The sequence below is a fragment of the Zeimonas sediminis genome (assembly GCF_023721795.1).
In the GTDB taxonomy this organism is placed as follows: Bacteria; Pseudomonadota; Gammaproteobacteria; order Burkholderiales; family Burkholderiaceae_E; genus Zeimonas; species Zeimonas sediminis.
In genome coordinates this window covers 438781-462951 of sequence record NZ_JAMQYE010000002.1, presented here as the reverse complement: position 1 = coordinate 462951, position 24171 = coordinate 438781, and the positions used below count along the sequence as shown (strand labels likewise).

Here is a 24171-nt window from a genome sequence, read left to right as displayed (position 1 = left end):
CCACTTCCGCCTCAGCGCCACTTCCGCCGCAGCCAGCCCGCCAGGTCGTCGAGGTAGCAGTAGACGACCGGCACCACGACCAGCGTCAGCAGCGAAGAGGTGATCACGCCGCCGATCACCGCCTGGCCCATCGGCGCGCGCTGCTCCGAGCCCTCGGAGATCGCGAACGCGAGCGGCACCATGCCGAAGATCATGGCCAGCGTCGTCATCAGGATCGGGCGCAGGCGCACCCGCGCGGCCATCAGCAGGGCTTCCTCGCGGCCGAGCTTGCGGCCGGCCAGCGGCTCGCCGGTCAGCGGCGCGCCGCTGCCGCCTTCGCCGACCAGGCCCTGCTCGCGCAGCTCCTCGCCGACGTGGCCCTCGCGCGCGCGGTTCGCGAAGTCGACCAGCAGGATCGCGTTCTTCGTGACCAGGCCCATCAGCATCACCACGCCGATGATCGAGAACAGGTTCAGCGTGGAGCCGAACACCAGCAGGATCAGCACGACGCCGATCAGCGTGAGCGGCAGCGAGGACATCAGCGCGATCGGCTGCAGGAAGCTCTTGAACTGCGAGGCAAGGATCATGTAGATGAAGATCACTGCGAGCGCCAGCGCCGACAGCGCGTAGCCGAAGGACTCCTGCATGTCCTTCGTGGACCCGCCGAAACGCGCGCGGTAGCCGGCCGGGAAGGCCGAGGCGTCGAGCACCTTCTGGATGTCGGCCGACACCTCGCCCAGCGAGCGCCCCGACACGTTGGCGGTGATCTCGACCTCGCGGTTCAGGTCGCGGCGGTTGATCTGGTTCGGGCCGAAGGAGGGCACGATCTCGGCCACCTGGGCGAGCCGGATCACGCGCGCGCTGCCGTCGGCGTTCTGCCCGACCGCCAGGCCGAGCCGCTCGAGGTCGGCCGGCTCGCTGCGCCGCTCCGGTGCGAGCCTCACCTTCACGTCGTAGCTCTCGTCGTCGTCGGCCCGCCAGTTGCCGATCGTGTCGCCGGCGATCAGCGCGCGCAATGCGCTCGTCACGCTGCCCACGCCAAGCCCGAGGTCGGCGGCCAGGTCGCGGCGCAGCACGACGTCGACCGTAGGCTTGTTCGGCTTCATGCTGGTGTCGATGTCGACCAGGCCCGGGATCTCGCGCAGCTTCGGCAGCAGCGAGGCGGTGAGCCGCTGCAGCGTGTCCAGGTCGTCGCCCTGGATCGACAGCGAGATCGGCTTCTGGCCGCCGACCGCATCCAGCAGGCCGACCTGCGTGACGGTGATGCCGGGCACGCGCGCCAGCCGCTCGCGGATCGGCACCGACAACTGGTCGACGTTGCGGCTGCGGTCCTTGCGATCGACCAGCCGCACGTAAACGCTGACCGTGTTGCGCCCCTGCGCGTTCCCGGTGTTGATCGTGGCGACCGTGTAGCGCACCTCGGGGAACTCGCGCAGGATCGCGTCGACCTGCCTGGCCTTGGCCTCGGTGGCCTCCAGCGAGGTGCCGGTCGGGGTGTGGAAGCTGACGTTGGTCTCGCCGAAGTCGGCCTTCGGCACGAACTCCGTGCCCAGCAGCGGCACGATGCCGAATGCGGCGACCAGGCTCGCGACCGCGATGCCGAGCGTGGCCGGGCGATGGCGCAGCGACCAGCGCAGGATGTCCTGGTAGGCCGCGCCGAGGCGGTGCGAGAAGCGATCGACCGCGCCGGTCAGCCGGCCCAGCGTGCGGTCGTACAGCGACCTGCGCGCCGACGGCGACGCGCCTTCGGCGTGGATCGCCGGGTCGTGCCAGATGCTGGACAGCATCGGGTCGAGCGTGAAGCTCACGAACATCGAGATCAGCACCGCCGCGACGATCGTGATGCCGAACTCGTGGAAGAACTTGCCGATGATGCCGCCCATGAAGCCGATCGGCAGGAACACCGCGACGATCGACAGCGTGGTGGCGAGCACCGCGAGCCCGATCTCGTTGGTGCCGTCGAGCGCAGCCTGGTGGGCGTTCTTGCCCATCTGCACGTGCCGCACGATGTTCTCGCGCACCACGATCGCGTCGTCGATCAGCAGGCCCACGCAAAGGCTCAGCGCCATCAGCGTGATCATGTTCACCGAGAAGCCGAACGCGTACATGAACAGGAAGGTGCCGATCAGCGCGATCGGCAGCGTCAGCCCGGTGATGACGGTGGAGCGCCACGAGTTCAGGAACAGGAACACGATCGCGATCGTCAGCAGCGCGCCCTCGAGCAGCGTCTGCCGCACGTTGGTGACCGCCACGCGAATCGGCCTGGAGTTGTCGCTGACCACGTCCAGCGCGATGCCGGCGGGCAGCTCCGGGCGCATCTCGGCGACCGCGCGGTTCAGCCCGTCGACCACCTCGATCGTGTTCTCGCCCTGGGCCTTCAGAACGGTGAGTGCGAGCGTGCGCCGGCCGTTGTAGAGCGCGAGGCTCTCGAGCTCCTGCGGGCCGTCGACCACGTCGGCTACCTGGCCCAGCCTCACCGGCACGCCGGCGCTGCCCCGGCGCGCGACGACGATCTTCTCGAAGTCGGCAGGCTCGGCGATCCGGCCCGCGACCTGGACCACCCGCTCGACGTCGCGCGAGCGCAGCGCGCCGGCGGGCAGCTCTCGGTTCTCGGTGCGCACCGCCGAGACAACCTGCTCGACGCCGACCCCGAGGGCCTCGAGGGCCTCGGGCTTCAGGTACACGTTGACCTCGCGCCGCACCTGCCCGACCAGCGAGACCGAGCCCACTCCGCGCACGTTCTCGAGCCGCTTCTTGAGCACCTGGTCGGCGTAGGTGCTCAGCTCGACCGCGCTGCGCGACCCGTCGGGAGAGGTCAGCGCCAGGATGTACACCGGGCGGCTCGCCGGGTCGAAGCGCAGCACGCGCGGCTCCTCGACCTCGTCGCGAAGCGTCGGCCGCAGGGCCGACATCTTCTCGCGGACGTCCTCGGCGGCCCGTCGGTCGTCGACGTCGAGGTTGAACTCGATGATGACCACCGAGCTGCCGTCGAGCGAGCGCGAGTACAGCTTGTTGATGCCGGCGATCGAGTTGACCGCCTCCTCGACCTTGCGGGTGACCTCGGTCTCGACGATCTCGGGCGATGCGCCCGGGTAGTCGACCTGCACCACGACGATCGGGAACTCGACTTCGGGGAACTGGTCGACCTTGAGCCGCTGGTACGAGAACAGGCCCAGCACGACGAAGGCGAGCATCACCATCGTCGCCAGCACCGGGTTGGCGATCGAGACTCGGGTGAACCACATGCGGGCGGCTTCCTTCGCCGGTGCCTGGGGCGGGCGTCAGCGCGCCGCCGGCGCGGGCGTCCCGGCCGCGCCGCCGGTCAACCGCACCGGCGTGCCTTCCTGGACGATGCCGACGCCGGCGGCAAGAAGCTCGGCGCCTTCGTCGAGGCCGCCCGAGATCGCGACGAGCGCTTCGCCCGTGCCGGCGTCGCGGCCGCGCGGGCCGAGCGCGACCTCGCTGGCGACGACCCGGCCGTCGCGAACCGCCAGCACGTAGGGGCGGCTGCGATCGTTGCGCAGCGCCGACTCGGGCACCGCGAGCAGCGTGTCGCGGCCGGTCTCGATGCGGCCGGTCGCGAACAGGCCGTGGCGCAGCGCCGGTCGCGGCTCGACCGACAGGTAGACGCTGACCGCCCGGGTGCCTGCCGCGGCCGCCGGATTGATACGGGCCACCCGCGCCGGCACCGATTCGGCCACGCCATCGACCTGCAGGCTGGCCCGGGCGCCGATCGAGATGCCCGCGAGCGCCTCCGGCGGGACCGCCGCCTCGAGCTCGATCCGGGAAAGGTCGACGATCTCCAGCACTCGCGCGTCGACCGCGAGCCGCTCGCCGGGCTGGGCGAAGCGCTGCGAGACCTGGCCGCCGATCGGGGCGCGCAGCGCAGTGTCGTCGCGCGCCTTGCGCACCACCTCCACGGCCGCTTCCGCGGCCAGCAGGTTGGCGCGGGCCCCCGCCGCGTTCGAAACAGCGGTGTCCAGCGCATTGCGCGAGATGAAGCCGCGATCGACCAGCGCGCGATTGTTCGCCAGCGTGCGCTCGGCGATCTCGAGCTGGGCACGCGCGGAAGCCGCCTGCTGCCGGGCCTGCCTGAGCCGCGCCGCGTATTCGGTGTCGTCCTGCCGCCCGACGAGCTGGCCCGCGCGAACGCTGTCGCCCTCGCGAACCGACAGCTCGCGAAGCTCGCCGGCGACCTTCGCCTTGACCAGGGCCGTGTCGACGGCGCGCAGGCTGCCCGAGACCGGCTGCGCGCGGACCAGCTCGCGGCGTTGCGCCCGGACCAGGTCTTCGGGAGCGAGCTCCAGGGACGGGACCGCGGGCGCGACCGCGGCGAGACGCTCGCGCGCCTGCCGTTGCTCGACGACCGCGCGACCGATCGCCACGGCCAACAGGATCGCCGCGATCACGGCGATCAGCCACTTGGATCGGCGCTTCATGGGCAGGAGGAGAAGGGGGAGGGAGGAAAGGCGTTTCGCGTGATTCTAAATGACCATCGGGTCAGAAAGAAACAAGGGCCTGGCGCGAGGGCGGTGAGCCGGCACGGGTATCGGTCGCCCCGGGTACAGGGCGGCCCGGCTGCGGCGGGGCGGCATCGCTTCAGTTGCGGTAGATTGCAGCGACGTGGGGAGTCCCGCCCGGAGTCGAATCTTGAAGACCGCCTACATCACGCACCCGACCAGCCAGCGCCACGAGATGGGCGAGCATCACCCGGAGTGCCCCGACAGGGTCGCGGCGGTCGCGGACCGGCTGCTGATGCGCGGGGTGCTCGACCTGATGGACCAGTTCGAGGCGCCGAGGGCCACGCTCGAACAGGTGGGCCGCGCGCACGACACACGCTACCTGCTGGAGCTCCAGGCCCTGTCGCCGGCCGAGGGCTACGTGGCGGTCGACCCCGACACCTCGATGAATCCGCACACCTTCGCGGCGGCGCTGCACGCGGCCGGCGCCGCGGTGCTCGCGACCGAGCTCGTGCTCGGGCAGGGCTACTCCCGGGCCTTCTGCAACGTGCGGCCCCCCGGGCACCACGCGGGCCGCTCGGCGGCCAGCGGCTTCTGCTTCTTCAACAACGCGGCGGTCGGCATTCGCCACGCGCTCGACGTGATGGGACTGGAGCGGGTCGCACTGATCGATTTCGACGTTCACCACGGCAACGGCAGCGAGGAGATCTTCGCCGGCGACGAGCGGGTGCTGATGGTCTCGACCTTCCAGACCCGCCTGTATCCGTTCTCGGGCGACGAGCCGACCGGCCCGAACCTGTGCAACGTGCCGCTCAAGCCCTACAGCGAAGGCGACGCGCTGCGCGCGGCGGTGACCGAGCGCTGGCTGCCGGCGCTGCAGGCCTTCTCGCCGCAGATGATCTTCGTGTCGGCGGGCTTCGACGCGCACCGCGAGGACGACATGAGCCACCTGATGTGGCGCGACGACGACTACGCCTGGGTCAGCCGCCAGATCGTCTCGTTCGCCGACAGCTGGTGCGAAGGGCGCATCGTGTCCACGCTGGAGGGCGGCTACCACCTCGGCGCGCTCGCACGCTGCGCCGAGCTGCACGTGCGCGCGCTGATCGGGCTCGACTGATGGAGCATCGCCACTACCTGTCCCCGATGTTCGACCCGGCCGGCGTGCTGCTGGTCGTGGCGCGCGACGATCCCGGCAGCGACCCATCGTGGGCCGCGCCGATCCGGGCGCGCTTCCAGGCCGAGATCGACAACGCGGCGAACGCGGCTGGCAACGGCAACCGGCGGCGTCGCGGGATCGAACGACGGCTGGTTTCGCTGGAGTCCGGTCGGCCGCCCGAGCGTTCCCAGCCCGGCGAGCAGGCCGGGCCCGCCCAGGCGGACCGGCCCGACCGCCTCGACCTGGCACTGATCGCCACGCCGATCGACGACGCGCTCGCCGCGCTCGAGCTGGCCGCCGCCCACGGCGTGCGCGCGGCCGCGGTGCTCGACCGCTGCGAGGACGATGCCTGCGCGAACCGGCTGGTCGAGCGCGCCCGCGCGCTGCAGGTGCAGTTGCTGGGGCCGGGGTCGATGGGCCTGATGTGCCCGCCGGTGCGGCTCGACGCGAGCCGGCTCGGCAGGCTGCCCGCCTCGGGCAACGTGGCACTGGTCTCGCAGTCCGGCGTGCTGGCCGGCGCGATCCTCGACTGGGCCGGGGACACCGCGATCGGCTTCTCGCTGATCGTGTCGCTCGGCCTGGAGGCCGACGTCGACCTGGCCAAGGTGCTCGACTACCTGGCCGGCGATTCGCGCACCAAGGCCGTCGTCGTCTACCTCGAGGCGGTCGCCGAGGCGCGCAGCTTCATGAGCGCGCTTCGCGCGCTGGCCACGATCAAGCCGGTCGTCGTGCTCAAGGCGGGCCGCGACGCCTCGACCCGCGGCGCGGCGCGCACCCACTCCGGCGCGATCGCCGCCGCCGACGCGGTCTACGCCGCGGCGCTGCGCCGTGCCGGCGCGGTGCAGGTCAGGCTGTTCACGCAGTTGTTCACCGCGGTGCGCTACCTGGCCGCCCGCAACTGGCCGCTCGGCAAGCGGCTTGCGATCGTGTCGAACGGGCACGGCCCGGCGATGCTGGCCGCCGACCAGTCATGGGGCGCGGGAATCCGGCTGCTGCCCTTCGCCGACGCGACCCGGCAGGCGTTGCGCGAGCGGCTGCCGGGCATCGAGCCTGCCAACCCGCTGAACCTGGGCATCGACGCGAGCCCGTCCGCCTTCGCCGACGCGATCGACTCGCTCGCCTCGGATGCCGATTCGGACGCGGTGCTGGCGCTGATGTCGCCGAGCGCCGGCGTCGACGCGCGCGCGATCACCGACCGGGTCGTGTCGGTCTCGCGCGGTTTCGCCAAGCCGCTTTTCGCCTGCTGGCTGGGCGACAGCTCGGTCAGGGAAATGCGCGCCAAGCTCGACGCTGCCGGCCTGCCGGTGTTCCGCACGCCCGAGGCGGCGGTCGATGCGTTCTCCACCGTGGCGACCTTCCACCAGAACCAGCTGCTGCTTCAGCAGGTGCCGCATCCGCTTTCGGAGATGGAGCCGCCGGACGTCGAGGCCGCGCGCGCGGTGATCGACGCGGCGCTCGCGCACCGCCGCGAGGTCCTGTCCGAGATCGAGTCGAAGGCGCTGCTCGACGCCTTCCGCATCCCGGTCACCCGCACCGTCCTGGCGACCGACGTCGACGAGGCGGTGCGCATCGGCGAGCTGATCGGCTACCCGCTGGTGATGAAGATCGCGTCGGCCGACGTGAGCCACAAGAGCGATGCCGGCGGCGTGGCGCTGAACGTGCGCAACGCCGAGGAGGTCCGCGCGCAGTTCGACGCGATCGTCGCCTCGGTGCGCGAAGCGCTGCCCGCGGCCAGGATCGACGGGGTGTCGCTGCAGCCGATGCTGCGCAGCCGGGGCACCCGCGAGCTGTACGTCGGCGTCTTCCGGAACCGGCTGTTCGGGCCGGTCATCGCGTTCGGCGCCGGCGGCACGCGGGTCGAGGTGGTCCGCGACACGACGCTGGAGTTCCCGCCGCTCAACGGCTACCTGGCGCGCAGCATGATCGGCCGCACGCGCGTGGCGGCCACGCTGGGCGAGTTCCGCGGCGCGCCGCCTATCGACGACGAGGCGCTGGCGCGGCTGCTGGTCCGGGTGTCCGAGATGGTCTGCGAACTGCCGCAGATCCTGGAAATGGACGTCAACCCGGTGATCGCCGACGAGAACGGCGTGGTCGCGGTGGACGCCCGCATCGTGCTGGACCGCGCGCCGGCTTCGCGCGGCGCGCGCTACGGGCACATGGCGATCATGCCGTACCCGGCGCACCTGTCGCGGCAGGCCCGCCTGCGCGACGGCCGCCGCTACCTGATCCGGCCGATCCAGGCCGAGGATGCGGAAGGCCTGCAGCGCTTCACCCGCGGGCTGTCGCCGCAGTCGCGCTACTTCCGCTTCATCTCCACGCTGAACGAGCTGACGCCCCGGATGCTGGCGCGATACACGCAGATCGACTACGACCGCGAGCTGGCGCTGGTGGCGGTCTGCCGGCCCGGCGAGGGCGCCTGCGCGCCGGGGGCGGGCGCGGGTGCGGGCCAGGGGCGGGGCCAGGGCCAGGGGCAGGGCGACCGGGACCAGCGGGACGACCGGGACGACCGGGACGAGCGGGACGAGCGGGACGAGCGGGACGAGCGGGACGAGCGGGACGAGCGGATCATCGGCGTGGCCCGCTACCTGCTGAACCCGGACCGGGACACCTGCGAGTTCGCGATCGCGGTCGCCGACGACTTCCAGGGGCAGGGGCTGGGCAGCACGCTGATGCGCGCGCTGATCGCCGAGGCGCGCCTGCGCGGCCTGAAGCGGATGGAGGGCTACGTGCTGGCGATCAACGCGTCGATGATCGGGCTGATGCGCGCGCTCGGCTTCACGATCGACCGCGACCCCGACGACGAGACGCTCAAGATCGTCTGGATCGCGCTCGATCAGCCCGGCCCGCCTGCGTGATAGGCGGTCACGCGCTCGACTTCTTCGCGCGAGCCGAGGAACACCGCGACGCGTTCGTGCAGCTTCGCGGGCTGGATCTCCATGATCCGCTGCATGCCGTTGGTCGCGGCGCCGCCGGCCTGCTCGACCAGGAAGGACATCGGGTTCGCTTCGTACATCAGCCGCAGCTTGCCGAGCTTGTCGGGCTCGCGGCGGTCGCGCGGATACATGAAGACGCCGCCGCGGGTCAGGATCCGGTGCACGTCGGCCACCATCGAGGCGACCCAGCGCATGTTGAAGTCCTTGCCGCGCGGGCCTTCCTTGCCGGCGAGCAGCTCGTCGACGTAGCGCTTGACCGGCGGGTACCAGTGCCGCGCGTTCGACGCGTTGATCGCGAATTCCTTCGTCTGCTCGGGGATGCGGATCTGGTCGGCGGTCAGCGTCCAGCTGCCGGTCTCGCGGTCCAGCGTGAACTCGGCGACGCCGTCGCCGACCGTGAGCACCAGCATCGTGCAGGGGCCGTAGATCGCGTAGCCGGCGGCCAGCTGCCGGGTGCCCGGCTGCAGGAAGTGCTCGTCGGTGGGCTCGGCGACCCCTTCAGGCAACCGCAGCACCGAGAAGATCGTGCCGATCGACACGTTGACGTCGATGTTCGAGGAGCCGTCGAGCGGGTCGAACAGAAGCAGGAACTCGCCCTTCGGATAGCGGTTCGGGATCGTGTAGGAGATGTCCATCTCCTCGGAAGCCATCGCCGCCAGGTGGCCGCCCCACTCGTTGGCCTCGAGCAGGGTCTCGTTGGCGATCACATCGAGCTTCTTCTGGGATTCGCCCTGCACGTTCTCGGTGCCGGCCTCGCCGATCACGTCGCCCAGCGCGCCCTTGCTGACCGCGATGCTGATCCGCTTGCAGGCGCGCGCGACGACCTCGAGAAGCAGGCGCAGCTCGCCCGGGATCAGGCCTTTCTCGCGCTGCTTCTCGACGAGGTACTGGGTCAGGCTGACTTTGGAGCTCATGGTCGGGTTCCGATGGATTGACGGTTCAGGCGGCCAGCGCCTTGGTGACTATCTCGCGCACGTCGCGCGACAGGTGTTCGGCGGCGGCCACGCGTTCGAGCGCAGCGCGCATCGCCGCCTGCCGCTCGGGCGTGAACTTGCGCCAGCGGTCGAGCGCGCGGGCCAGCCGCGCCGCGACCTGCGGATTCAGCGGGTCGAGTTCCAGCACGCGGTCGGCCCACCAGGCGTAGCCCGCGCCGTCGCCCGCGTGGAACTCGGCGAGGTTGCCGTGGCAGAAGCTGCCGACCAGCGCGCGCACGCGGTTCGGGTTGCGCAGCGAGAAGGCCGGATGCGAAGCCAGCGCGCGCACGCGCTCGAGCACCGGCGGATCGCCGGGGCGGCGGGGCATCGTGGCCTGCATCGAGAACCACTTGTCCATGACCAGCGGCTCGTCGGCGAAGGTCTTCTCGAAGGCGGCCAGCGCGCGCTCGCGCGGTTCGCCGCCGGCCCTCAGCAGCGCCTGCAGGGCGCCGGCGCGGTCGGTCATGTTGTCGGCGCGCTCGAACTGGACCTGCGCCGCGGCGATCGCGTCGCTGTCGCCGCTGTCGACCCAGTAGGCCAGCGCGGCGTTCTTCAGCGCGCGCTCGCCGGCGGCCTTTGCGTCGGGCGTCCAGGGCGCGCCGGTCGAAAGCCCCTCGACGATCGCGCGCCACCGGCCGGCGAGCGCCCGCGCGAGCTCGCCGCGCACTGCGTCGCGCGCGGCGCGCAGCGCCACCGGGTCGACGACGGCGAGCTGCTCGGCGATGAAGCCTTCGGAGGGCAGCACGACCACCTGCTCGCGGAAGGCGGCGTCCAGATCGGGGTCGTCGACGACCCGCGCGATCGCCGCGACCAGCGGCGCGCAGCGCTCGGCCGGCGCGGCGCCGTCGAGCACCGCGAGCACGCAGCGGGTGGCGAGCCGCTGCGCGGCTTCCCAGCGGTTGAACGGGTCGCTGTCGTGCGCGGCCAGGAACGCGAGTTGCGCGTCGTCGTAGGCATGCTCGACGACGACCGGGGCCGAGAAGTTGCGTCCCAGCGAGGGCACGGGCGGCGTGTCGATGCCCTCGAACTCGAAGACCTGCGCGGGATCGGTCAGGTCGAGCACGGCGGTCGCCCGCCCGCCCCCGGTCTCGATGCGCCGGACGGCGGCGGCGCAAGCGGGCGATGGCCGAAGCGGCAGGTCGCGGCCGTCGGGGCCGACCAGGCCGACCGCGAACGGGATGTGGAAGGGCTGCTTGTCCGGCTGGCCCGGCGACGGCGGGCAGGCCTGCCGCAATTCGAGCCGGTAGCGCCGCCCGGCCGCGTCGTGGCTGCCGGCAACGACCACCCTGGGCGTGCCGGCCTGCGAGTACCAGCGGCCGAACCGGGAGAGGTCGGCGCCGTTCGCGTCGGCGATCGCCGCGACGAAGTCGTCGCAGGTGACAGCCTGGCCGTCGTGGCGCGCGAAATAGAGGTCCATGCCCTTGCGGAAGCCGTCGCGCCCGACCAGGGTCTGCAGCATCCGGATGACCTCGGCGCCCTTCTCGTAGACGGTGACCGTGTAGAAGTTGTTGATCTCCTGGTAGCTGTCGGGCCGGATCGGGTGCGCCATCGGGCCGGCGTCCTCGGGGAACTGCGCGGCGCGCAGCACCCGGACGTCCTCGATCCGCTTGACCGCCCGGGCGCTCGCCGCGCCGGCCTCGTTGCCGGCCTGCTCGGCCATCACGTCGGCGGAGAACTCCTGGTCGCGGAAGACCGTCAGGCCCTCCTTCAGCGTCAGCTGGAACCAGTCGCGGCAGGTGACCCGGTTGCCGGTCCAGTTGTGGAAGTACTCGTGGCCGACCACCGACTCGACGCCTGCGAAGTCCTGGTCGGTGGCGATGCGCGGATGGGCGAACACGTACTTCGTGTTGAAGACGTTCAGTCCCTTGTTCTCCATCGCGCCCATGTTGAAATCGGACACGGCCACGATCATGAAGCGGTCGAGGTCGAGCTCCAGCCCGAAGCGGGCCTCGTCCCAGCGGATCGCGCGGATCAGCGACTGCATCGCGTGGCCGGTTCGGTCCTCGTTGCCCGGCTCGACCCAGACCTGCAGCAGCACCTCGCGGCCCGACATCGTGGTCAGTTGCGCCTCGGTGGCGACCAGCCGCCCGGCGACCAGCGCGAACAGGTAGCTGGGCTTCGGGAAGGGGTCTTCCCAGACCGCCTCGTGCCAGGCCTCGCTCGCCGCCGGCCCGTCGACCCACGCCGGCGCCGGGCCGTCGCGCTCGGCGACCAGGTTGCCGTTGGACAGCAGCACCGGGAAGCGCTCGCGCGGCGCGCGCAGCGTCACCGTGTAGCGGGCCATCACGTCGGGCCGGTCGGGGAAGTAGGTGATCCGCCGGAAGCCCTCGGCCTCGCACTGGGTGAAGAAGTTGCCGTTCGAAACGTAGAGGCCGGAGAGAGTCGTGTTCGCGGCGGGCGCGATCCGGGTGACGATGCGCAACTCGCAGGCGTCGGGCAGCGCGTCGATCGCCAGGCCGGCTTCCGACGCGGTGTACCTGGCCGGCGGCAGCGGCTCGCCGTCGAGCCAGAGGCCCTCGAGTTCGAGGTCTTCGCCGTCGAGCGCCAGCGGTGCCGTCGGGCCGGCTGCCGGGTTGCGCCGCAGCGCCAGCGTCGACTCGACCCGAGCGGCCTCGGGCAGCAGTTCGAAGACGAGCGCGATCCGTTCGACCAGGAAGGCCGGCGGGGTATAGTCGGAACGGCGGATCGTGACGGGCTGTTCGGTTCGCATTGCAGGGAGATTCCGAGGATGAACGATTGTAAGCGCTCGGGTGCCGCGATCCCCGCGATGGCCGGGGCGGTCGCGCTGGCCGCGCTGCTCGCGGCCGGTTGCACGCAGGAGACCCAGAACACGATCTCACGCGGCATCCAGAACTGGACCGGCACCGACGGCGTGCTCGAAATCTACGCCGGCGACAAGCTGGTGCGCCGTTTCTTGAGGATCGACAAGATCTCGACCGCGCACGGCACGCAGGATGGCGTTCCGCGGCCCTACCGCTTCGGCTACGGGGTATTCGACGCGAACCTGAACGGCGAGGTCGACCCGGGCGAGAAGAAGGTGTATTTCGAGTTCAGCGACTACTCGACCAGCTATGTCTTCTACGAGAACCCGCGCTAGCCTGGCCGGCTGGCGTGGCAGGAGTGATGCGATGAAAGGCTTCGTTTCCGGACTCCTCAGGCGGGTGCTCGCGCCGCTCGGCGCCGCGGCCTTGCTGGCTGCCTGCGCGACCCCGGTCTCCAGCGACCTGACCGTGTTCCACGAGTGGCCGTCGCAGGCGCCTCGCACCTATCGCTTCGCGGCCACCGAAACGCAGCTCGACAGCCTCGAGCACGCGAGCTACCGGCAGCAGATGCGCGGCGAGCTCGCGCGAGTCGGGTTCACCGAAACCGCGCAGGCGCCGCGTTTCGAGGTTCGCTTCGACACCGCGGTGGCGCCGCGGCACGAGCGGCGGCTGGAATACACGCAGCCCTACGTGCAGCCCTGGTTCTGGTGGGGCACCTGGGGCCGGCACGGCGGCGTGTCGATCGCCGCGCCCTGGCCCGGCTACTACGGCCCGTATGCGGTCGAGCGCGACGTCAGCTGGTACGAGTACCGGCTCAGGGTGGAAATCCGCGACCTGGGCGCGGGCGGCCGCAAGGTCTACGAAGCGACTGCGGTGGCCGCCGGCGGGGCGCCGTCGATCGCCGGCGCGATGCCCTACCTGGCGCGGGCGGTCTTTGCGGACTTTCCGGGTCTGTCCGGGGTCACCCGGCGAGTCGAGGTGCCGCGCGAGGCGGTGGAGCCGGCGGCGCGCTGAGCCGGGAACCCCGCCGCGGCCAGGCTTTCGCGGCGCCTACTTCAGCGCCCGCGGTTGCCACCAGTTCGGCGCGGCTGCGGCGAAATCGCCGCTTTCGTGCAATCGGTTCGCAAGCTCCAGCGACGCGAGCCCGGCCGGCGAGGCGACCAGCCAGCGGCGCGCCTCAGGGTCGAGGGCGCGCAGCGGCTGCAGGCCTGCAGCCGCGAGCTGCCGGTGCGCCTCGGCCTGCCGGGCGCCGGCATCGTTGCCGGCCGGCGCCGTCCTCAGCGTGACGATCACGCCGCCGGGCAGCGCGCGCGGCCGACCTGGCGCGCCGGTGTCGCGAAGCACCGGCGACACGCCGTCGGGCAGGCCGGCCGGATCCTTCTCGGTGTCGCGGCTGGCGCGCAGCGGCATCCGGCCCCGGGACGCGTCCTTGCGGCCGAAGTCCGCAACCTGTGCCGCGTCGACTCTCAGCGCCCGTCGCGTGCCTTCCTCGTACCAGTACAAGTCCCCGCTCGAGGCGGGCGGGGCAGGGCGGCGGCCCTCGGCCTTTTCCGGGGCCTTCGCCGCGGCGCGCGGCGCAGTCCCCGGCTGGGCGAAGGCCGTCGTCGCGACGACCGCCGCCGCGAGCGCGAACGTAATGGCTGGCTTCATGGACGCCCCCAGAAAGTCAGGCTCCAGCCGGTCCAGGTGCCGGCGTCCTGGGCCAACAGGTCCGACACGACCATCCGCCAGGTGCCGGGCGCCGGCTCGTCGAGATGCCGGACCGACCCGAAGCGCCAGTCGTCGTAGACCCCGCAGTTGTCGGCGAAGCCGTCCTGGTCCGGGTCGCACAGGCGCGCGTCGGCGAGCCGGCTGACCAGCCCGTTCGGGCTGAAGAGCTCCACCCGCAGGTCGCCGCTGAACGGGTGCGTGGCGCTGAAGCCGATCTCGACGAACTCGATCTTGCCGATCGCGCAGTCGCTGCCCACGGTGATCCGGTCCTCGCGCGCGGCGCTCGCGTCGTCGGGGATCGGGATCGGGAACGGCAAGACGCCGATGCCCCTGGCATAGGGCCCGCACTTGACCAGCGACTCGCTGCCGCCCACCGAGGGCCAGGTCTTCGCCAGCGCTACGGCGGCCTGTGCGTCGGCGGCGCCGAAGCCGTAGTAGGGATTGAACGGAGGCCGGCCGGCGGTGCCGGCGACCCAGCCAGGATGGAGCGGGTCGTTCTGCCTCGCGCTGCGCGCGAGGACCAGTCGCACGTCGCGCCAGGTGAGGCTCGGGTTCGCCGACAGGATCAGCGCGGCCGTGCCCGAGACCATCGGCGTGCTGGCCGAGGTGCCGGAGAAGTCGCTGCGGTAGTCGTCGAGCACGTCGGTGGTGGTGATCGCCGTGTCGGTGTTGCCGGAAGGGCCGCAGACCAGCACGTTGGCCCCCGGCTCCGCGTAGATCGGCGCCTTGCCGTCGTGGTCGAACGCGCAGGCGGTGATCACGCCCAGCTTGTTCACGTAGCCGTCGTAGTTCGAGTTCTCGTCGAAGGCGCAGTCGCCGTTCCGGTCGACCAGGAAGCAGCCGCCGTTGCCGGCAGGGAACACGTAGATCGCACCCTTGCCGTTGCGACCCTTGTCGATGCCCTCGCGGATCGCGGCGGCGAAGCTCGCTTCGGCCGGGTTCAGCATGCCGTTGTCCGGCGAGCCCCAGCTGTTGTTGTAGATCGCGTTGCCGGCCAGGTCGCGGTTCAGCGCGTCGGCGATGTCGGCGTCGGTGCTGGTGGCCAGCGCGTTGTAGGCGGCGAGCGAGGCGCGCGGCGCGACGCCGGCGCCGCCGGCCGCGTTGTCGTCGCGCGCGAGGACGATGCCGGCCACCGCGGTGCCGTGGTCGTCGTCCTGGTAGCAGGGCAGCGGCGCGGTGGCGGTGTTCGAGCGGTAGTCGAACCAGGCGCCCTCGACCACGTTCGGAGACAGGTCGTGGTGGAGCGTCTCGATCGCGTCGTCGACCACGGCCACCCGGACGCCGGCGCCCCTGGTTTCAGCCCAGGCGGCGATCGCGCGCAGGTCCTCGCCGGGGGTGCCGCCGCTCTGGCCGATGTTCTGCAGGTGCCACTGCCTGGTCAGAAGCGGATCGAGGCCGACCAGCTGCGGGGAGTCGGTCAGCGTGTACTGGTAGAAGCAGCTCGACGGGTCGAAGGCGTCTCCGGAATCCCCGCCGCCGCAACCGGCGAGCGTCGCGAGCGCGAGGCAGGCGATCAGGGCGGGCAGGCGTGGCGTGCGTCGGGCTGGCATCGATTGCGGGGGCCCGGCGAGCGGGCGAAGCGGCTTCCAGCCGCATGCTACCCGTGAGCGCCCGAGCTTGCAGCATTTGAAGGCCGGCCGATCGGCGCAATGTCGCGCGACAGCCGCGCCGGCCACGGCCGAACCGCGCCGCTCGCGGCCGGGCCGCGACTTGCGCCGCCCCCCCTCGGCAGCTACTGTTTCCCCTTGTCCCTTCTCCCTCCCCCCTTCTCGCTTCCCCCCAAAGATGGCCCGAATCCACTCCCTGCTCGTCGCGAACCGCTCCGAGATCGCGATCCGCGTGATGCGCGCGGCCGCCGAGCTCGGCATCCGCACCGTCGCGATCTACTCGCACGAGGACCGCTTCGCGCTGCACCGCTTCAAGGCCGACGAGAGCTATCAGGTCGGCGAGGGCCTGAAGCCGCTGCAGGCCTATCTCGACATCGACGACGTGATCCGGATCGCCAAGCGTTCCCGGGTCGACGCGATCCACCCCGGCTACGGCTTCCTGTCGGAGAACCCGGATCTCGCGCGGGCCTGCCAGAAGGCCGGCATCCTGTTCGTGGGTCCTTCGCCCGAGGTGATGACCACGCTGGGCAACAAGGTCGCCGCGCGCAACGCGGCGGTCGCGGCCGGCGTGCCGGTGATGCCGGCCACCGGGCCGCTGCCGAAGACCAGCGACGAAGCCGCCGACCTGGCCGAGGCGAAGCGGCAGGCGGCCGGCATCGGCTACCCGGTCATGCTGAAGGCCAGCTGGGGCGGCGGCGGGCGCGGCATGCGGGTGATCGGCAGCGACGCCGAGCTCGAGTCGCAGTTGCCGGTCGCCCGCCGCGAGGCGGCCGCCGCCTTCGGCAACGACGAGGTCTACCTGGAGAAGCTCGTCCAGCGGGCGCGCCACGTCGAGGTGCAGCTGCTGGGCGACCGGCACGGCAACCTGGTCCACCTGTTCGAGCGCGACTGCTCGGTGCAGCGGCGCAACCAGAAGGTGGTCGAGCGCGCGCCGGCGCCGTATCTCGACGACGCGCGCCGCGCCGCGCTTTGCGAGGCCGCGCTGAAGCTGGGCCGCGCGGTCGGCTACACCCACGCGGGCACCGTCGAGTTCCTGATGGACGCCGACTCCGGCGACTTCTGGTTCATCGAGGTCAACCCGCGGATCCAGGTCGAGCACACGGTCACCGAGATGGTCACCGGCATCGACATCGTGAAGGCGCAGATCCGCATCAGCGAAGGCGCGCGGATCGGCGAGTCCGGGGGCCCGGTGCCCGCGCAGGACGCGATCCGGCTGAACGGCCACGCGCTGCAGTGCCGGATCACCACCGAGGACCCGGAGAACGGTTTCACGCCGGACTACGGCCGGATCTCGGCCTACCGCAGCGCCGCCGGATTCGGGTTGCGGCTCGACGGCGGCACCGCCTACACCGGCGCGGTGATCACGCCCTACTACGACTCGCTGCTGGTCAAGGTCACCGCGTGGGCGCCGACCGCGCAGGAGGCGATCCGCCGGATGGACCGCGGCTTGCGCGAATTCCGGATCCGCGGCGTCGCGACCAACCTGCAGTTCGTCGAGAACGTGATCAACCACCCGGACTTCGCGGCCGGCACGGTCACCACGCGCTTCATCGACGACACGCCCGAGCTGTTCCGCTTCCCGAAGCGGCGCGACCGCGCGACGCGCCTTCTGCGCTACATCGGCGACGTGACCGTCAACGGGCATCCCGACATGAAGGGCCGCGCCAGGCCCGACCTCTCGCACGTGCACGTCGGGCTGCCCAGGCGCTGGCCCGCGGGCTCGGCAACCGCCCAGGGCGTCGTGTCGCTGAAGCCCGAAGCCGGCGCGCGCTCGATCGCGGGCAGCCGCGCCGTCGTCAACCCGGTCGCGCAGCCCGGCGAGCCGATCGACCTGGCGGTCAAGCCGCCGCCGGGCACCCGCGACCTGCTGCGCCAGCTCGGCCCGGCGAAGTTCGCCGAGTGGATGGGCGCGAGCGGCCGGGTCCTGCTGACCGACACCACGATGCGCGACGCCCACCAGTCGCTGCTCGCGACGCGGATGCGCACGATCGACATGCAGCGGATCGCGCCCTATTACGCGCGGATGCTGCCGCAGCTGTTCTCGCTCGAGTGCTGGGGCGGCGCCACCTTCGACGTGGCGCTGCGATTCCTGAAGGAAGACCCGTGGGAGCGCCTGGCGCGCCTGCGCGAGGCGGTGCCGAACATCCTGTTCCAGATGCTGCTGCGGGGCAGCAACGCGGTCGGCTACACGAACTACCCGGACAACGTGGTCCGGCATTTCGTCGGCCGGGCGGCAGCCGGCGGCATCGACCTGTTCCGCGTGTTCGACTCGCTGAACTGGGTCGAGAACATGCGCGTGGCGATCGACGCGGTCAACGAGGCCGGCGCGCTGTGCGAGGGCGCGATCTGCTACACCGGCGACCTGTTCGACCGCTCGCGCTCCAAGTACGACCTGATGTACTACCTCGACATCGCGAAGCAGCTGCAGCGCGCCGGCGTGCAGATCATCGGCGTCAAGGACATGTCCGGCGTGTGCCGGCCGCGGGCGGCGCGCGAGCTGGTGGCCGCGCTGAAGGCCGAGACCGGCCTGCCGGTGCACTTTCACACGCACGACACCAGCGGCGCGTCGGTGGCCTCGGTGCTGGCGGCGATCGAGGCCGGCGCCGACGCGGTCGATGGCGCGATGGACGCGATGAGCGGCCTGACCTCGCAGCCCAACCTCGGCGCGATCGTCGCCGCGCTCGAGGGCGGCGACCGCGACCCGGGCATCGATCGCGAGTCGATGCAGGCGATCTCGCACTACTGGGAAGGCGTGCGCCGGCTCTACGCGCCCTTCGAGTCCGACATCCGCGCCGGCACGTCGGACGTCTACCGGCACGAGATGCCGGGCGGCCAGTACACGAACCTGCGCGAGCAGGCCCGGGCGCTGGGCCTGGAGCACCGCTGGCCCGAGGTCGCGCAGGCCTACGCCGAGGTCAACCAGCTGTTCGGCGACATCGTCAAGGTGACGCCGACCTCGAAGGTCGTCGGCGACATGGCGCTGTTCATGGTGGCCAACGACCTCGACGCGGCCGACGTCGCCGACCCGGCTCGCGAAGTCGCCTTTCCCGAGAGCGTGGTGTCGCTGTTCAAGGGCGAGCTCGGCTTCCCGCCGGACGGCTTTCCGGCGGCGCTGTCGCGCAAGATCCTCAAGTGCGACAGCGCCAATCCGATCCTCGCCGAGCCGCCTAAGCCCTATCGGCCGGGCGACCGGCTGGCGCCGGCCGACCTGGAGCTCGCGCGCGAGGAGGCCGCGAAGGCGGCGGGCCGGCAGGTGAGCGACGACGACCTGTCGTCCTGGCTGATGTACCCGAAGGTGTTCCGCGACTACGCCGAGCACCGGCGCCACTACGGCGACGTGTCCGTGCTGCCGACCCAGGCCTTCTTCTACGGCATGCGCGAGCGCGAGGAGATCTCGATCGACATCGACCCGGGCAAGACGCTGGTCGTGAGGATGCAGGGCACCGCGCCCGCCGAGGAAGAGGGCCTGGTGCGGGTCTTCTTCGAGCTCAACGGCCAGCCGCGCACGATGCGGGTCGAGAAGGCCGGCGCTGCGCGGGCGGCGAAGCGGCGCCAGGCCGACCCGACAGATCCCTCGCAAGTGCCGGCGCCGATGCCGGGAATGATCGTGACGGTGGCGGTGAAGGCCGGCCAGAAGGTCCGCGCCGGCGATCCGCTGGTCTCGATCGAGGCGATGAAGATGGAAACCCAGATCCGCGCCGAGCGGGACGGCACGGTGAAGGCGGTCCACGTGAAGTCCGGCGACACGGTGGAGGCGCACGACCTGCTGGTCGAGTACTGATCGGGGAAGGGGGAAGAGAGAGGGCGGAAGGGAGAAGAAGATGACGGACGGGCGGTGGGTCGTTCGGCCTCTGCGGGCCGACGAGAAGGAGAAGTGGTGGCCGCTGTGGCGCGGCTACCAGCAGTTCTACGGGGTCGAGATTCCGGACGAGGTCAGCGACCTGACCTGGGCGCGCTTCCACGATTCGAGCGAGCCGATGCACGCGATGGGCGCGTTCGCTGCCGGCGAGGCCGGTGCGTCGGGCGCCGGCGAGGCCGCGGCGGACGGCGACCGCCCGCGCCTGCTCGGCATCGTGCACTACGTCTTCCATCGCTCCTGCTGGACGGCCGGCCCCTACTGCTATCTGCAGGACCTGTTCACGGTGCCGGAGGCGCGCGGCCGGGGCGTGGGCCGGGCGCTGATCGAGGCGGTCTACCAGCGCGCCGCCGAGGCGGGGGCCAGCCGGGTCTGGTGGCTGACCCAGGAAACGAACTACGCGGGCCGGATGCTCTACGACCGGGTCGCCGACCGGCCCGGCTTCATCCAGTACCGCAAGCTGCTGTGAAGCCGGAGGCTTCCGCCGCCTCCTTCCGGCGCGTCGACTCGCCGCTCGGCCGCGTGTTGCTGGTCGCCGCGCGCGGCCGCCTGACCGGGCTCTACTTCGAGGGCCAGCGGGACGAGCCCGATCTGGGCCTGGCGCCTGGCGAGGACCGGCAAGCGCATGCCGAGGACGCGACCGTGCTCGACCGGGCGAGCGGGCAACTGCGGGAGTACTTCGACGGCCGCCGCCGGCGCTTCGACCTGCCGCTGGAACTCGTCGGCACGCCCTTTCAGCGCGAGGTCTGGCAGGCCCTGCTCGCCATCCCATTCGGCGCCACGAGCACCTACGGCGAGATCGCGGCGCGAATCGGGCGGCCGCGGGCCGTACGGGCGGTCGGCGGCGCGATCGGGCGCAACCCGGTGTCCATCGTCGTTCCCTGTCACCGGATCGTCGGCAGCGACGGTTCGCTGACCGGTTTCGGCGGGGGGCTGCCGCGCAAGCGCGCGCTGCTCGGCATCGAAGGCGCCATGCCATCGTCGCTGCTCTGACTCGGTCGCAAGGGCCGGGCGTCCCGCGGCCCGGTTCGGCCGTGGAGTCGGCTGCTTCGGGCCGCCCTGTTGCTCGTCGGCCTGCTGCGGCGCGGTTGAAAGTCCCCCTCGCTTCGGGTGACCATCCATCGTCCGGGTGATCTTTCGCGGGTGACCGCAACGGGGGACGGCGATGAACGCACCGCAAGCGCTGACGCAGCTCGAGATCGACCAGCGCGTGTTCGATCTCTACGACGAGTACTGCCACGGCCGGATCGACCGGCGCACCTTCCTGGCCCGCGCTGCCGCGGTGACGGCCGGCGGGCTGGCGATGGCCCATGCGCTGCTGCCGAACTACGCGGCCGCGCAGACGATCTCCTTCACCGATTCGCGCATCAAGGCCCGCTACGTCGATTACCCGTCGCCCGGCGGCAACTCCGGGCAGATGCGGGGCTACCTGGTGCAGCCGGCCGGCGCCGGGCCCTTTCCCGCCGTGCTGGTCATCCACGAGAACCGCGGGCTGAACCCGTACATCGAGGACGTCGCGCGCCGGCTCGCGGTCGAGGGCTTCCTCGCGCTGGCGCCCGACGGCCTGTCCCCGCTCGGCGGCTATCCGGGCAACGACGACGACGGCCGCGCGATGCAGGCGAAGCTCGACCAGCCGAAGCTGCGCACCGACATGCTGAACGGCGCGCGCTTCCTGAAGGCGCATCCGCTGTCCTCAGGCAGGCTGGGCGTGACCGGCTTCTGCTGGGGCGGCGGGACGACGAACTGGCTGGCCACCGAGCTGGGCGCCGACATGCAGGCGGGCGTGCCGTACTACGGCGCCGCGGCCGAGACCGCGAGCGTCCCGAAGATCGCGGCGCCGCTGCTGGTCCACTATGCCGAGAAGGACGAGCGGATCAACGCGATGCGGCCGGCCTTCGAGGCGGCGCTGAAGCAGGCCGGGGTGCCGCACGAGATGCACGTGTACCCCGGCACCCAGCACGGCTTCCACAACGACTCCACGCCGCGCTACGACGAGGCGGCCGCTAAGCTGTCCTGGGAGCGCACCCTGGCCTTCTTCCGCAAGCGCCTGATCTGAGAACGCGCGCTCCCCGGAGCCGTTATCGGGGTCGGCAGGGCCTGCCCGGGCCTCAGTGGATCTCGGGCTCGGGATTGCGGCCGGGCTTGGCCAGGAAGTCGAAGTCGCAGCCCAGGTCGGCCTGCTGAACGTGCTGCGAGAACAGCTCGCCGTAGCCGCGCTCGAAGCGGCGCTCGGGGCGCTTCCAGGCCGCGCGCCGGCGCGCGAGCTCGGCCTCGTCGACCTCGAGCTTCAGCACCCGGTCGGGCACGTCCAGCGTGATCATGTCGCCTTCCCGCACCAGCGCGAGCGGGCCGCCCACGTACGACTCGGGCGCCACGTGCAGCACGACCGTGCCGTAGCTGGTTCCGCTCATCCGGGCGTCGGAGATGCGGATCATGTCGCGCACGCCCTTCTGCAGCAGCTTCTTCGGCAAGGGCATCATCCCCCACTCCGGCATTCCCGGCCCACCCTGCGGACCCGAGTTGCGCAGGACCAGGATGCAGGTTTCGTCGACGTCGAGGTCCGGGTCGTCGAGCCGTCGCTCGAGCTCGTTGTAGTCGTCGAAGACGATCGCGCGGCCGGTGTGCTTCAGCAGCGAAGGCGTGGCCGCCGAGGTCTTGATCACCGCGCCGTCGGGCGCCAGGTTGCCGCGCAGGATCGCCACGCCGCCCTCGGCCTCGAGCGGCTTCTCGCGGGTCATGATCACGTCGGGCAGGTGGATCGGCGCGCCGGCGATCTCCTCGCCGAGCGTGCGCCCGGTGCAGGTCGGCGTGTCGCGGTGGAGAAGGTCGCCGAGCGCGTCGAAGAACGCGCGCGACCCGCCCGCGTAGAACAGGTCTTCCATCAGGTACTTGCCCGACGGCCGCAGGTTCAGCGTGACCGGGGTGGTCTTCGACAGCCGGTCGAAGTCGTCTAGCCCGATGTCGATGCCGGCGCGGCGGGCCATCGCCACGATGTGCACGACCGCGTTGGTCGAGCCGCCGCCGGCCATCATGACGGTGATCGCGTTCTCGAAGCTCTTGCGGCTGAGCAGGTCCGAGGGCTTGAGGTCTTCCCAGACCATCTCCACGATGCGCCGGCCCGAGTTCGAGGCCAGCCGCGGGTGGTTGGAGTCGGCCGAGGGAATCGTGGCGCCGCCCGGAAGGATGAAGCCCAGCACCTCGGCGATCGTGGCCATGGTGGAGGCGGTGCCGAAGGTCATGCAGGTGCCGAAGGAGCGGGCGATGCCTTCCTCGATCTCGTGCCAGTCTTCCTGCGTGATGTTGCCGGCGCGCAGCTCGGAGTGGTACTTCCAGACGTCGCTGCCCGAGCCGAGCTGCTGGCCCCGCCAGTTGCCGCGCAGCATCGGGCCGGCCGGCATGAAGATCGTGGGCAGGTTCATGCTGATCGCGCCCATCAGCAGCGCGGGCACGGTCTTGTCGCAGCCGCCCAGCAGCACGCAGCCGTCGGCCGGGTAGGAGCGGAGGATCTCCTCCGTTTCCATGGCCAGCAGGTTGCGGTACATCATCGTGGTCGGCTTCTGGAAGTTCTCCGACAGCGTCAGCGCGGGAATCTCCACCGGGAAGCCGCCGGCCTGCCAGATGCCGCGCTTGACTTCCTCGGCGCGGGTCCGGAAGTGGGCATGGCAGGGGTTGATGTCGCTCCAGGTGTTGACGATAGCGATGACCGGCTTGCCCGCGAAGTCGCGGCGGTCGTAGCCGATCTGCAGGGTGCGCGAGCGGTGTCCGAAGGCGCGCAGCGTGTCGACGCCGTACCAGCGATGGCTGCGGAGCTCTTCGGGCCTGCGGCGGGGGCGGTCGGCCATGGCTACTCCTTGACCGCGCCGGTCATGCCGGAGACGTAGTACTCGACGAAGAAGGAGTAGATCACCGCCACCGGGAGCGACCCGAGCAGCGCGCCGGCCATCAGCGATCCCCAGTGGTAAACGTCGCCTTCGACCAGTTCGGTGATCACGCCGACCGGAACCGTCTTCACCTCTGACGACGACACGAAGGTGAGCGCGTAGATGAACTCGTTCCAGGACAGCGTGAACGCGAAGATGCCGGCCGAGATCAGGCCCGGCACCGCGAGCGGCAGGATGATCTTGACCAGGATCTCCCAGCGGGTGGCGCCGTCGATCAGCGCGCACTCCTCGAGCTCGTAGGGAATCGAGCGGAAGTAGCCCATCAGCAGCCAGGTGCAGAACGGGATCAGGAAGGTCGGGTAGGTGAGGATCAGCGCCCAGCGGGTGTCGAACAGGCCCAGGTTGAACACGATGGCCGCCAGCGGGATGAACAGGATGCTGGGCGGCACCAGGTAGGCGAAGAAGATCGCCAAGCCGGTCGGCTTGGCGCCCTGGAAGCGCAGCCGCTCGATCGCGTAGGCCGCCAGCACCGAGGCGAACAGCGAGAAGAAGGTGGACACCACCGACACGATCATCGTGTTCAGCAGCCACTCGGGGTAGGGCGTCTCGAACAGCAGCTTGTGGAAGTGGTCGAGCGTGGGGCTGTTCAGCCAGAACGGGTTGCCGTCGCGGTCGAGCAGCTCCTCGTTCGGCTTGAACGAGGTCATCCCCATCCAGTAGAACGGGAACAGCAGCACGAAGACGAAGATCCCGAGCGGGATGTAGACGGTGACCCACCTGCGCGGCAGCGACTGCAGGTAGTCCATGCCGCTGGTTTCCTTCTGTTCGGCCATGTCGGCGAATGCTCCCCGTG

At 71.1% G+C, this 24171-nt stretch carries 15 protein-coding genes and 1 pseudogene; 8 read left to right on the top strand and 8 right to left on the bottom strand.

Annotated features, from left to right (window positions below; all coding sequences use genetic code 11):
* Positions 1 to 11: 11 nt before the first annotated feature.
* Both M6I34_RS17560 and M6I34_RS17555 read right to left on the bottom strand, forming a co-directional pair.
* Positions 12 to 3224 (bottom strand): efflux RND transporter permease subunit, encoded by a 3213-nt coding sequence (locus M6I34_RS17560; protein ID WP_272487104.1) that lies wholly within the window; start codon positions 3222 to 3224, stop codon positions 12 to 14.
* Positions 3225 to 3260: 36 nt separating this feature from the next.
* Positions 3261 to 4418, bottom strand: coding sequence for an efflux RND transporter periplasmic adaptor subunit (locus tag M6I34_RS17555; protein ID WP_272487103.1), 1158 nt, complete (start codon positions 4416 to 4418; stop codon positions 3261 to 3263).
* 211 nt (positions 4419 to 4629) lie between these two features.
* Here M6I34_RS17555 and M6I34_RS17550 point away from each other — a divergent pair, with 211 nt between their 5' ends.
* Together M6I34_RS17550 and M6I34_RS17545 are read left to right on the top strand one after the other, a co-directional pair.
* Positions 4630 to 5556, top strand: a complete 927-nt coding sequence (locus M6I34_RS17550) for a histone deacetylase family protein (protein ID WP_272487102.1) — start codon at positions 4630 to 4632, stop codon at positions 5554 to 5556.
* The gene (locus tag M6I34_RS17545) at positions 5556 to 8450 is read left to right on the top strand and encodes a GNAT family N-acetyltransferase (RefSeq protein WP_272487101.1); all 2895 of its coding nucleotides are present in this window, start codon (positions 5556 to 5558) and stop codon (positions 8448 to 8450) included. Before M6I34_RS17550 ends, M6I34_RS17545 begins: the two co-directional genes overlap by 1 nt.
* Here M6I34_RS17545 and M6I34_RS17540 read toward each other — a convergent pair.
* The gene (locus tag M6I34_RS17540) at positions 8429 to 9442 is read right to left on the bottom strand and encodes a class 1 fructose-bisphosphatase (RefSeq protein ID WP_272487100.1); all 1014 of its coding nucleotides are present in this window, start codon (positions 9440 to 9442) and stop codon (positions 8429 to 8431) included. The genes M6I34_RS17545 and M6I34_RS17540 overlap by 22 nt on opposite strands.
* Positions 9443 to 9467: 25 nt before the next feature.
* Positions 9468 to 12212: an aminopeptidase N gene (pepN, locus tag M6I34_RS17535; RefSeq protein WP_272487099.1), complete on the bottom strand. Its 2745-nt coding sequence runs from the start codon at positions 12210 to 12212 to the stop codon at positions 9468 to 9470.
* 18 nt (positions 12213 to 12230) lie between these two features.
* On the opposite strand from pepN, the gene M6I34_RS17530 reads away from it, so the two are divergent.
* Together M6I34_RS17530 and M6I34_RS17525 are read left to right on the top strand one after the other, a co-directional pair.
* Positions 12231 to 12599: a hypothetical protein gene (locus tag M6I34_RS17530; protein ID WP_272487098.1), complete on the top strand. Its 369-nt coding sequence runs from the start codon at positions 12231 to 12233 to the stop codon at positions 12597 to 12599.
* 31 nt (positions 12600 to 12630) lie between these two features.
* Positions 12631 to 13278, top strand: a complete 648-nt coding sequence (locus tag M6I34_RS17525) for a DUF4136 domain-containing protein (protein WP_272487097.1) — start codon at positions 12631 to 12633, stop codon at positions 13276 to 13278.
* Between the two features lie 36 nt (positions 13279 to 13314).
* Here the strand turns inward: M6I34_RS17525 and M6I34_RS17520 are convergent, their stop codons facing one another.
* Entirely contained in the window at positions 13315 to 13914 is a 600-nt protein-coding gene (locus M6I34_RS17520) for a hypothetical protein (RefSeq protein ID WP_272487096.1), read from the bottom strand.
* Complete coding sequence (locus M6I34_RS17515) at positions 13911 to 15524, bottom strand: S8 family serine peptidase (protein WP_272487095.1); 1614 nt, start codon at positions 15522 to 15524, stop codon at positions 13911 to 13913. The genes M6I34_RS17520 and M6I34_RS17515 overlap by 4 nt, the downstream gene beginning before the upstream one ends.
* Positions 15525 to 15759: 235 nt before the next feature.
* Between M6I34_RS17515 and M6I34_RS17510 the strand changes: the two genes are divergently transcribed.
* The 4 genes and pseudogenes from M6I34_RS17510 (at position 15760) to M6I34_RS17495 (ending at position 21493) form a co-directional block, all read left to right on the top strand.
* Positions 15760 to 19362, top strand: a complete 3603-nt coding sequence (locus M6I34_RS17510) for a pyruvate carboxylase (protein ID WP_272487094.1) — start codon at positions 15760 to 15762, stop codon at positions 19360 to 19362.
* A 52-nt stretch (positions 19363 to 19414) separates the two neighbouring features.
* Positions 19415 to 19906, top strand: a pseudogene (locus tag M6I34_RS17505) (GNAT family N-acetyltransferase); the annotation flags it as partial.
* On the top strand, positions 19903 to 20430 hold the full coding sequence (locus M6I34_RS17500; protein ID WP_272487093.1) for a methylated-DNA--[protein]-cysteine S-methyltransferase: 528 nt from the start codon (positions 19903 to 19905) through the stop codon (positions 20428 to 20430). The pseudogene M6I34_RS17505 and the gene M6I34_RS17500, both read left to right, overlap by 4 nt.
* Positions 20431 to 20602: 172 nt before the next feature.
* Entirely contained in the window at positions 20603 to 21493 is an 891-nt protein-coding gene (locus tag M6I34_RS17495) for a dienelactone hydrolase family protein (protein WP_272487092.1), read from the top strand.
* A 52-nt stretch (positions 21494 to 21545) separates the two neighbouring features.
* Here M6I34_RS17495 and araD read toward each other — a convergent pair whose 3' ends face one another.
* Positions 21546 to 23279 carry an L-arabinonate dehydratase gene (gene araD, locus M6I34_RS17490; protein WP_272487091.1) on the bottom strand — a complete coding sequence of 578 codons (1734 nt, stop codon included), beginning with the start codon at positions 23277 to 23279 and terminating at the stop codon, positions 21546 to 21548.
* A gap of 2 nt (positions 23280 to 23281) precedes the next feature.
* Entirely contained in the window at positions 23282 to 24151 is an 870-nt protein-coding gene (locus M6I34_RS17485) for a carbohydrate ABC transporter permease (RefSeq protein WP_272487090.1), read from the bottom strand.
* Positions 24152 to 24171 lie beyond the last annotated feature (20 nt).

What these genes read in the sequence shown, in the direction of transcription:
- M6I34_RS17560 (WP_272487104.1), bottom strand. Translation starts at nt 3,224, where the DNA reads ATGTGGTTCACCCGAGTCTCGATCGCCAACCCGGTGCTGGCGACGATG.
- M6I34_RS17555 (WP_272487103.1), bottom strand. Translation starts at nt 4,418, where the DNA reads ATGAAGCGCCGATCCAAGTGGCTGATCGCCGTGATCGCGGCGATCCTG.
- M6I34_RS17545 (WP_272487101.1), top strand. Translation starts at nt 5,556, where the DNA reads ATGGAGCATCGCCACTACCTGTCCCCGATGTTCGACCCGGCCGGCGTG.
- M6I34_RS17540 (WP_272487100.1), bottom strand. Translation starts at nt 9,442, where the DNA reads ATGAGCTCCAAAGTCAGCCTGACCCAGTACCTCGTCGAGAAGCAGCGC.
- pepN (WP_272487099.1), bottom strand. Translation starts at nt 12,212, where the DNA reads ATGCGAACCGAACAGCCCGTCACGATCCGCCGTTCCGACTATACCCCG.
- M6I34_RS17530 (WP_272487098.1), top strand. Translation starts at nt 12,231, where the DNA reads ATGAACGATTGTAAGCGCTCGGGTGCCGCGATCCCCGCGATGGCCGGG.
- M6I34_RS17525 (WP_272487097.1), top strand. Translation starts at nt 12,631, where the DNA reads ATGAAAGGCTTCGTTTCCGGACTCCTCAGGCGGGTGCTCGCGCCGCTC.
- M6I34_RS17520 (WP_272487096.1), bottom strand. Translation starts at nt 13,914, where the DNA reads ATGAAGCCAGCCATTACGTTCGCGCTCGCGGCGGCGGTCGTCGCGACG.
- M6I34_RS17515 (WP_272487095.1), bottom strand. Translation starts at nt 15,524, where the DNA reads ATGCCAGCCCGACGCACGCCACGCCTGCCCGCCCTGATCGCCTGCCTC.
- M6I34_RS17510 (WP_272487094.1), top strand. Translation starts at nt 15,760, where the DNA reads ATGGCCCGAATCCACTCCCTGCTCGTCGCGAACCGCTCCGAGATCGCG.
- M6I34_RS17495 (WP_272487092.1), top strand. Translation starts at nt 20,603, where the DNA reads ATGAACGCACCGCAAGCGCTGACGCAGCTCGAGATCGACCAGCGCGTG.
- araD (WP_272487091.1), bottom strand. Translation starts at nt 23,279, where the DNA reads ATGGCCGACCGCCCCCGCCGCAGGCCCGAAGAGCTCCGCAGCCATCGC.
- M6I34_RS17485 (WP_272487090.1), bottom strand. Translation starts at nt 24,151, where the DNA reads ATGGCCGAACAGAAGGAAACCAGCGGCATGGACTACCTGCAGTCGCTG.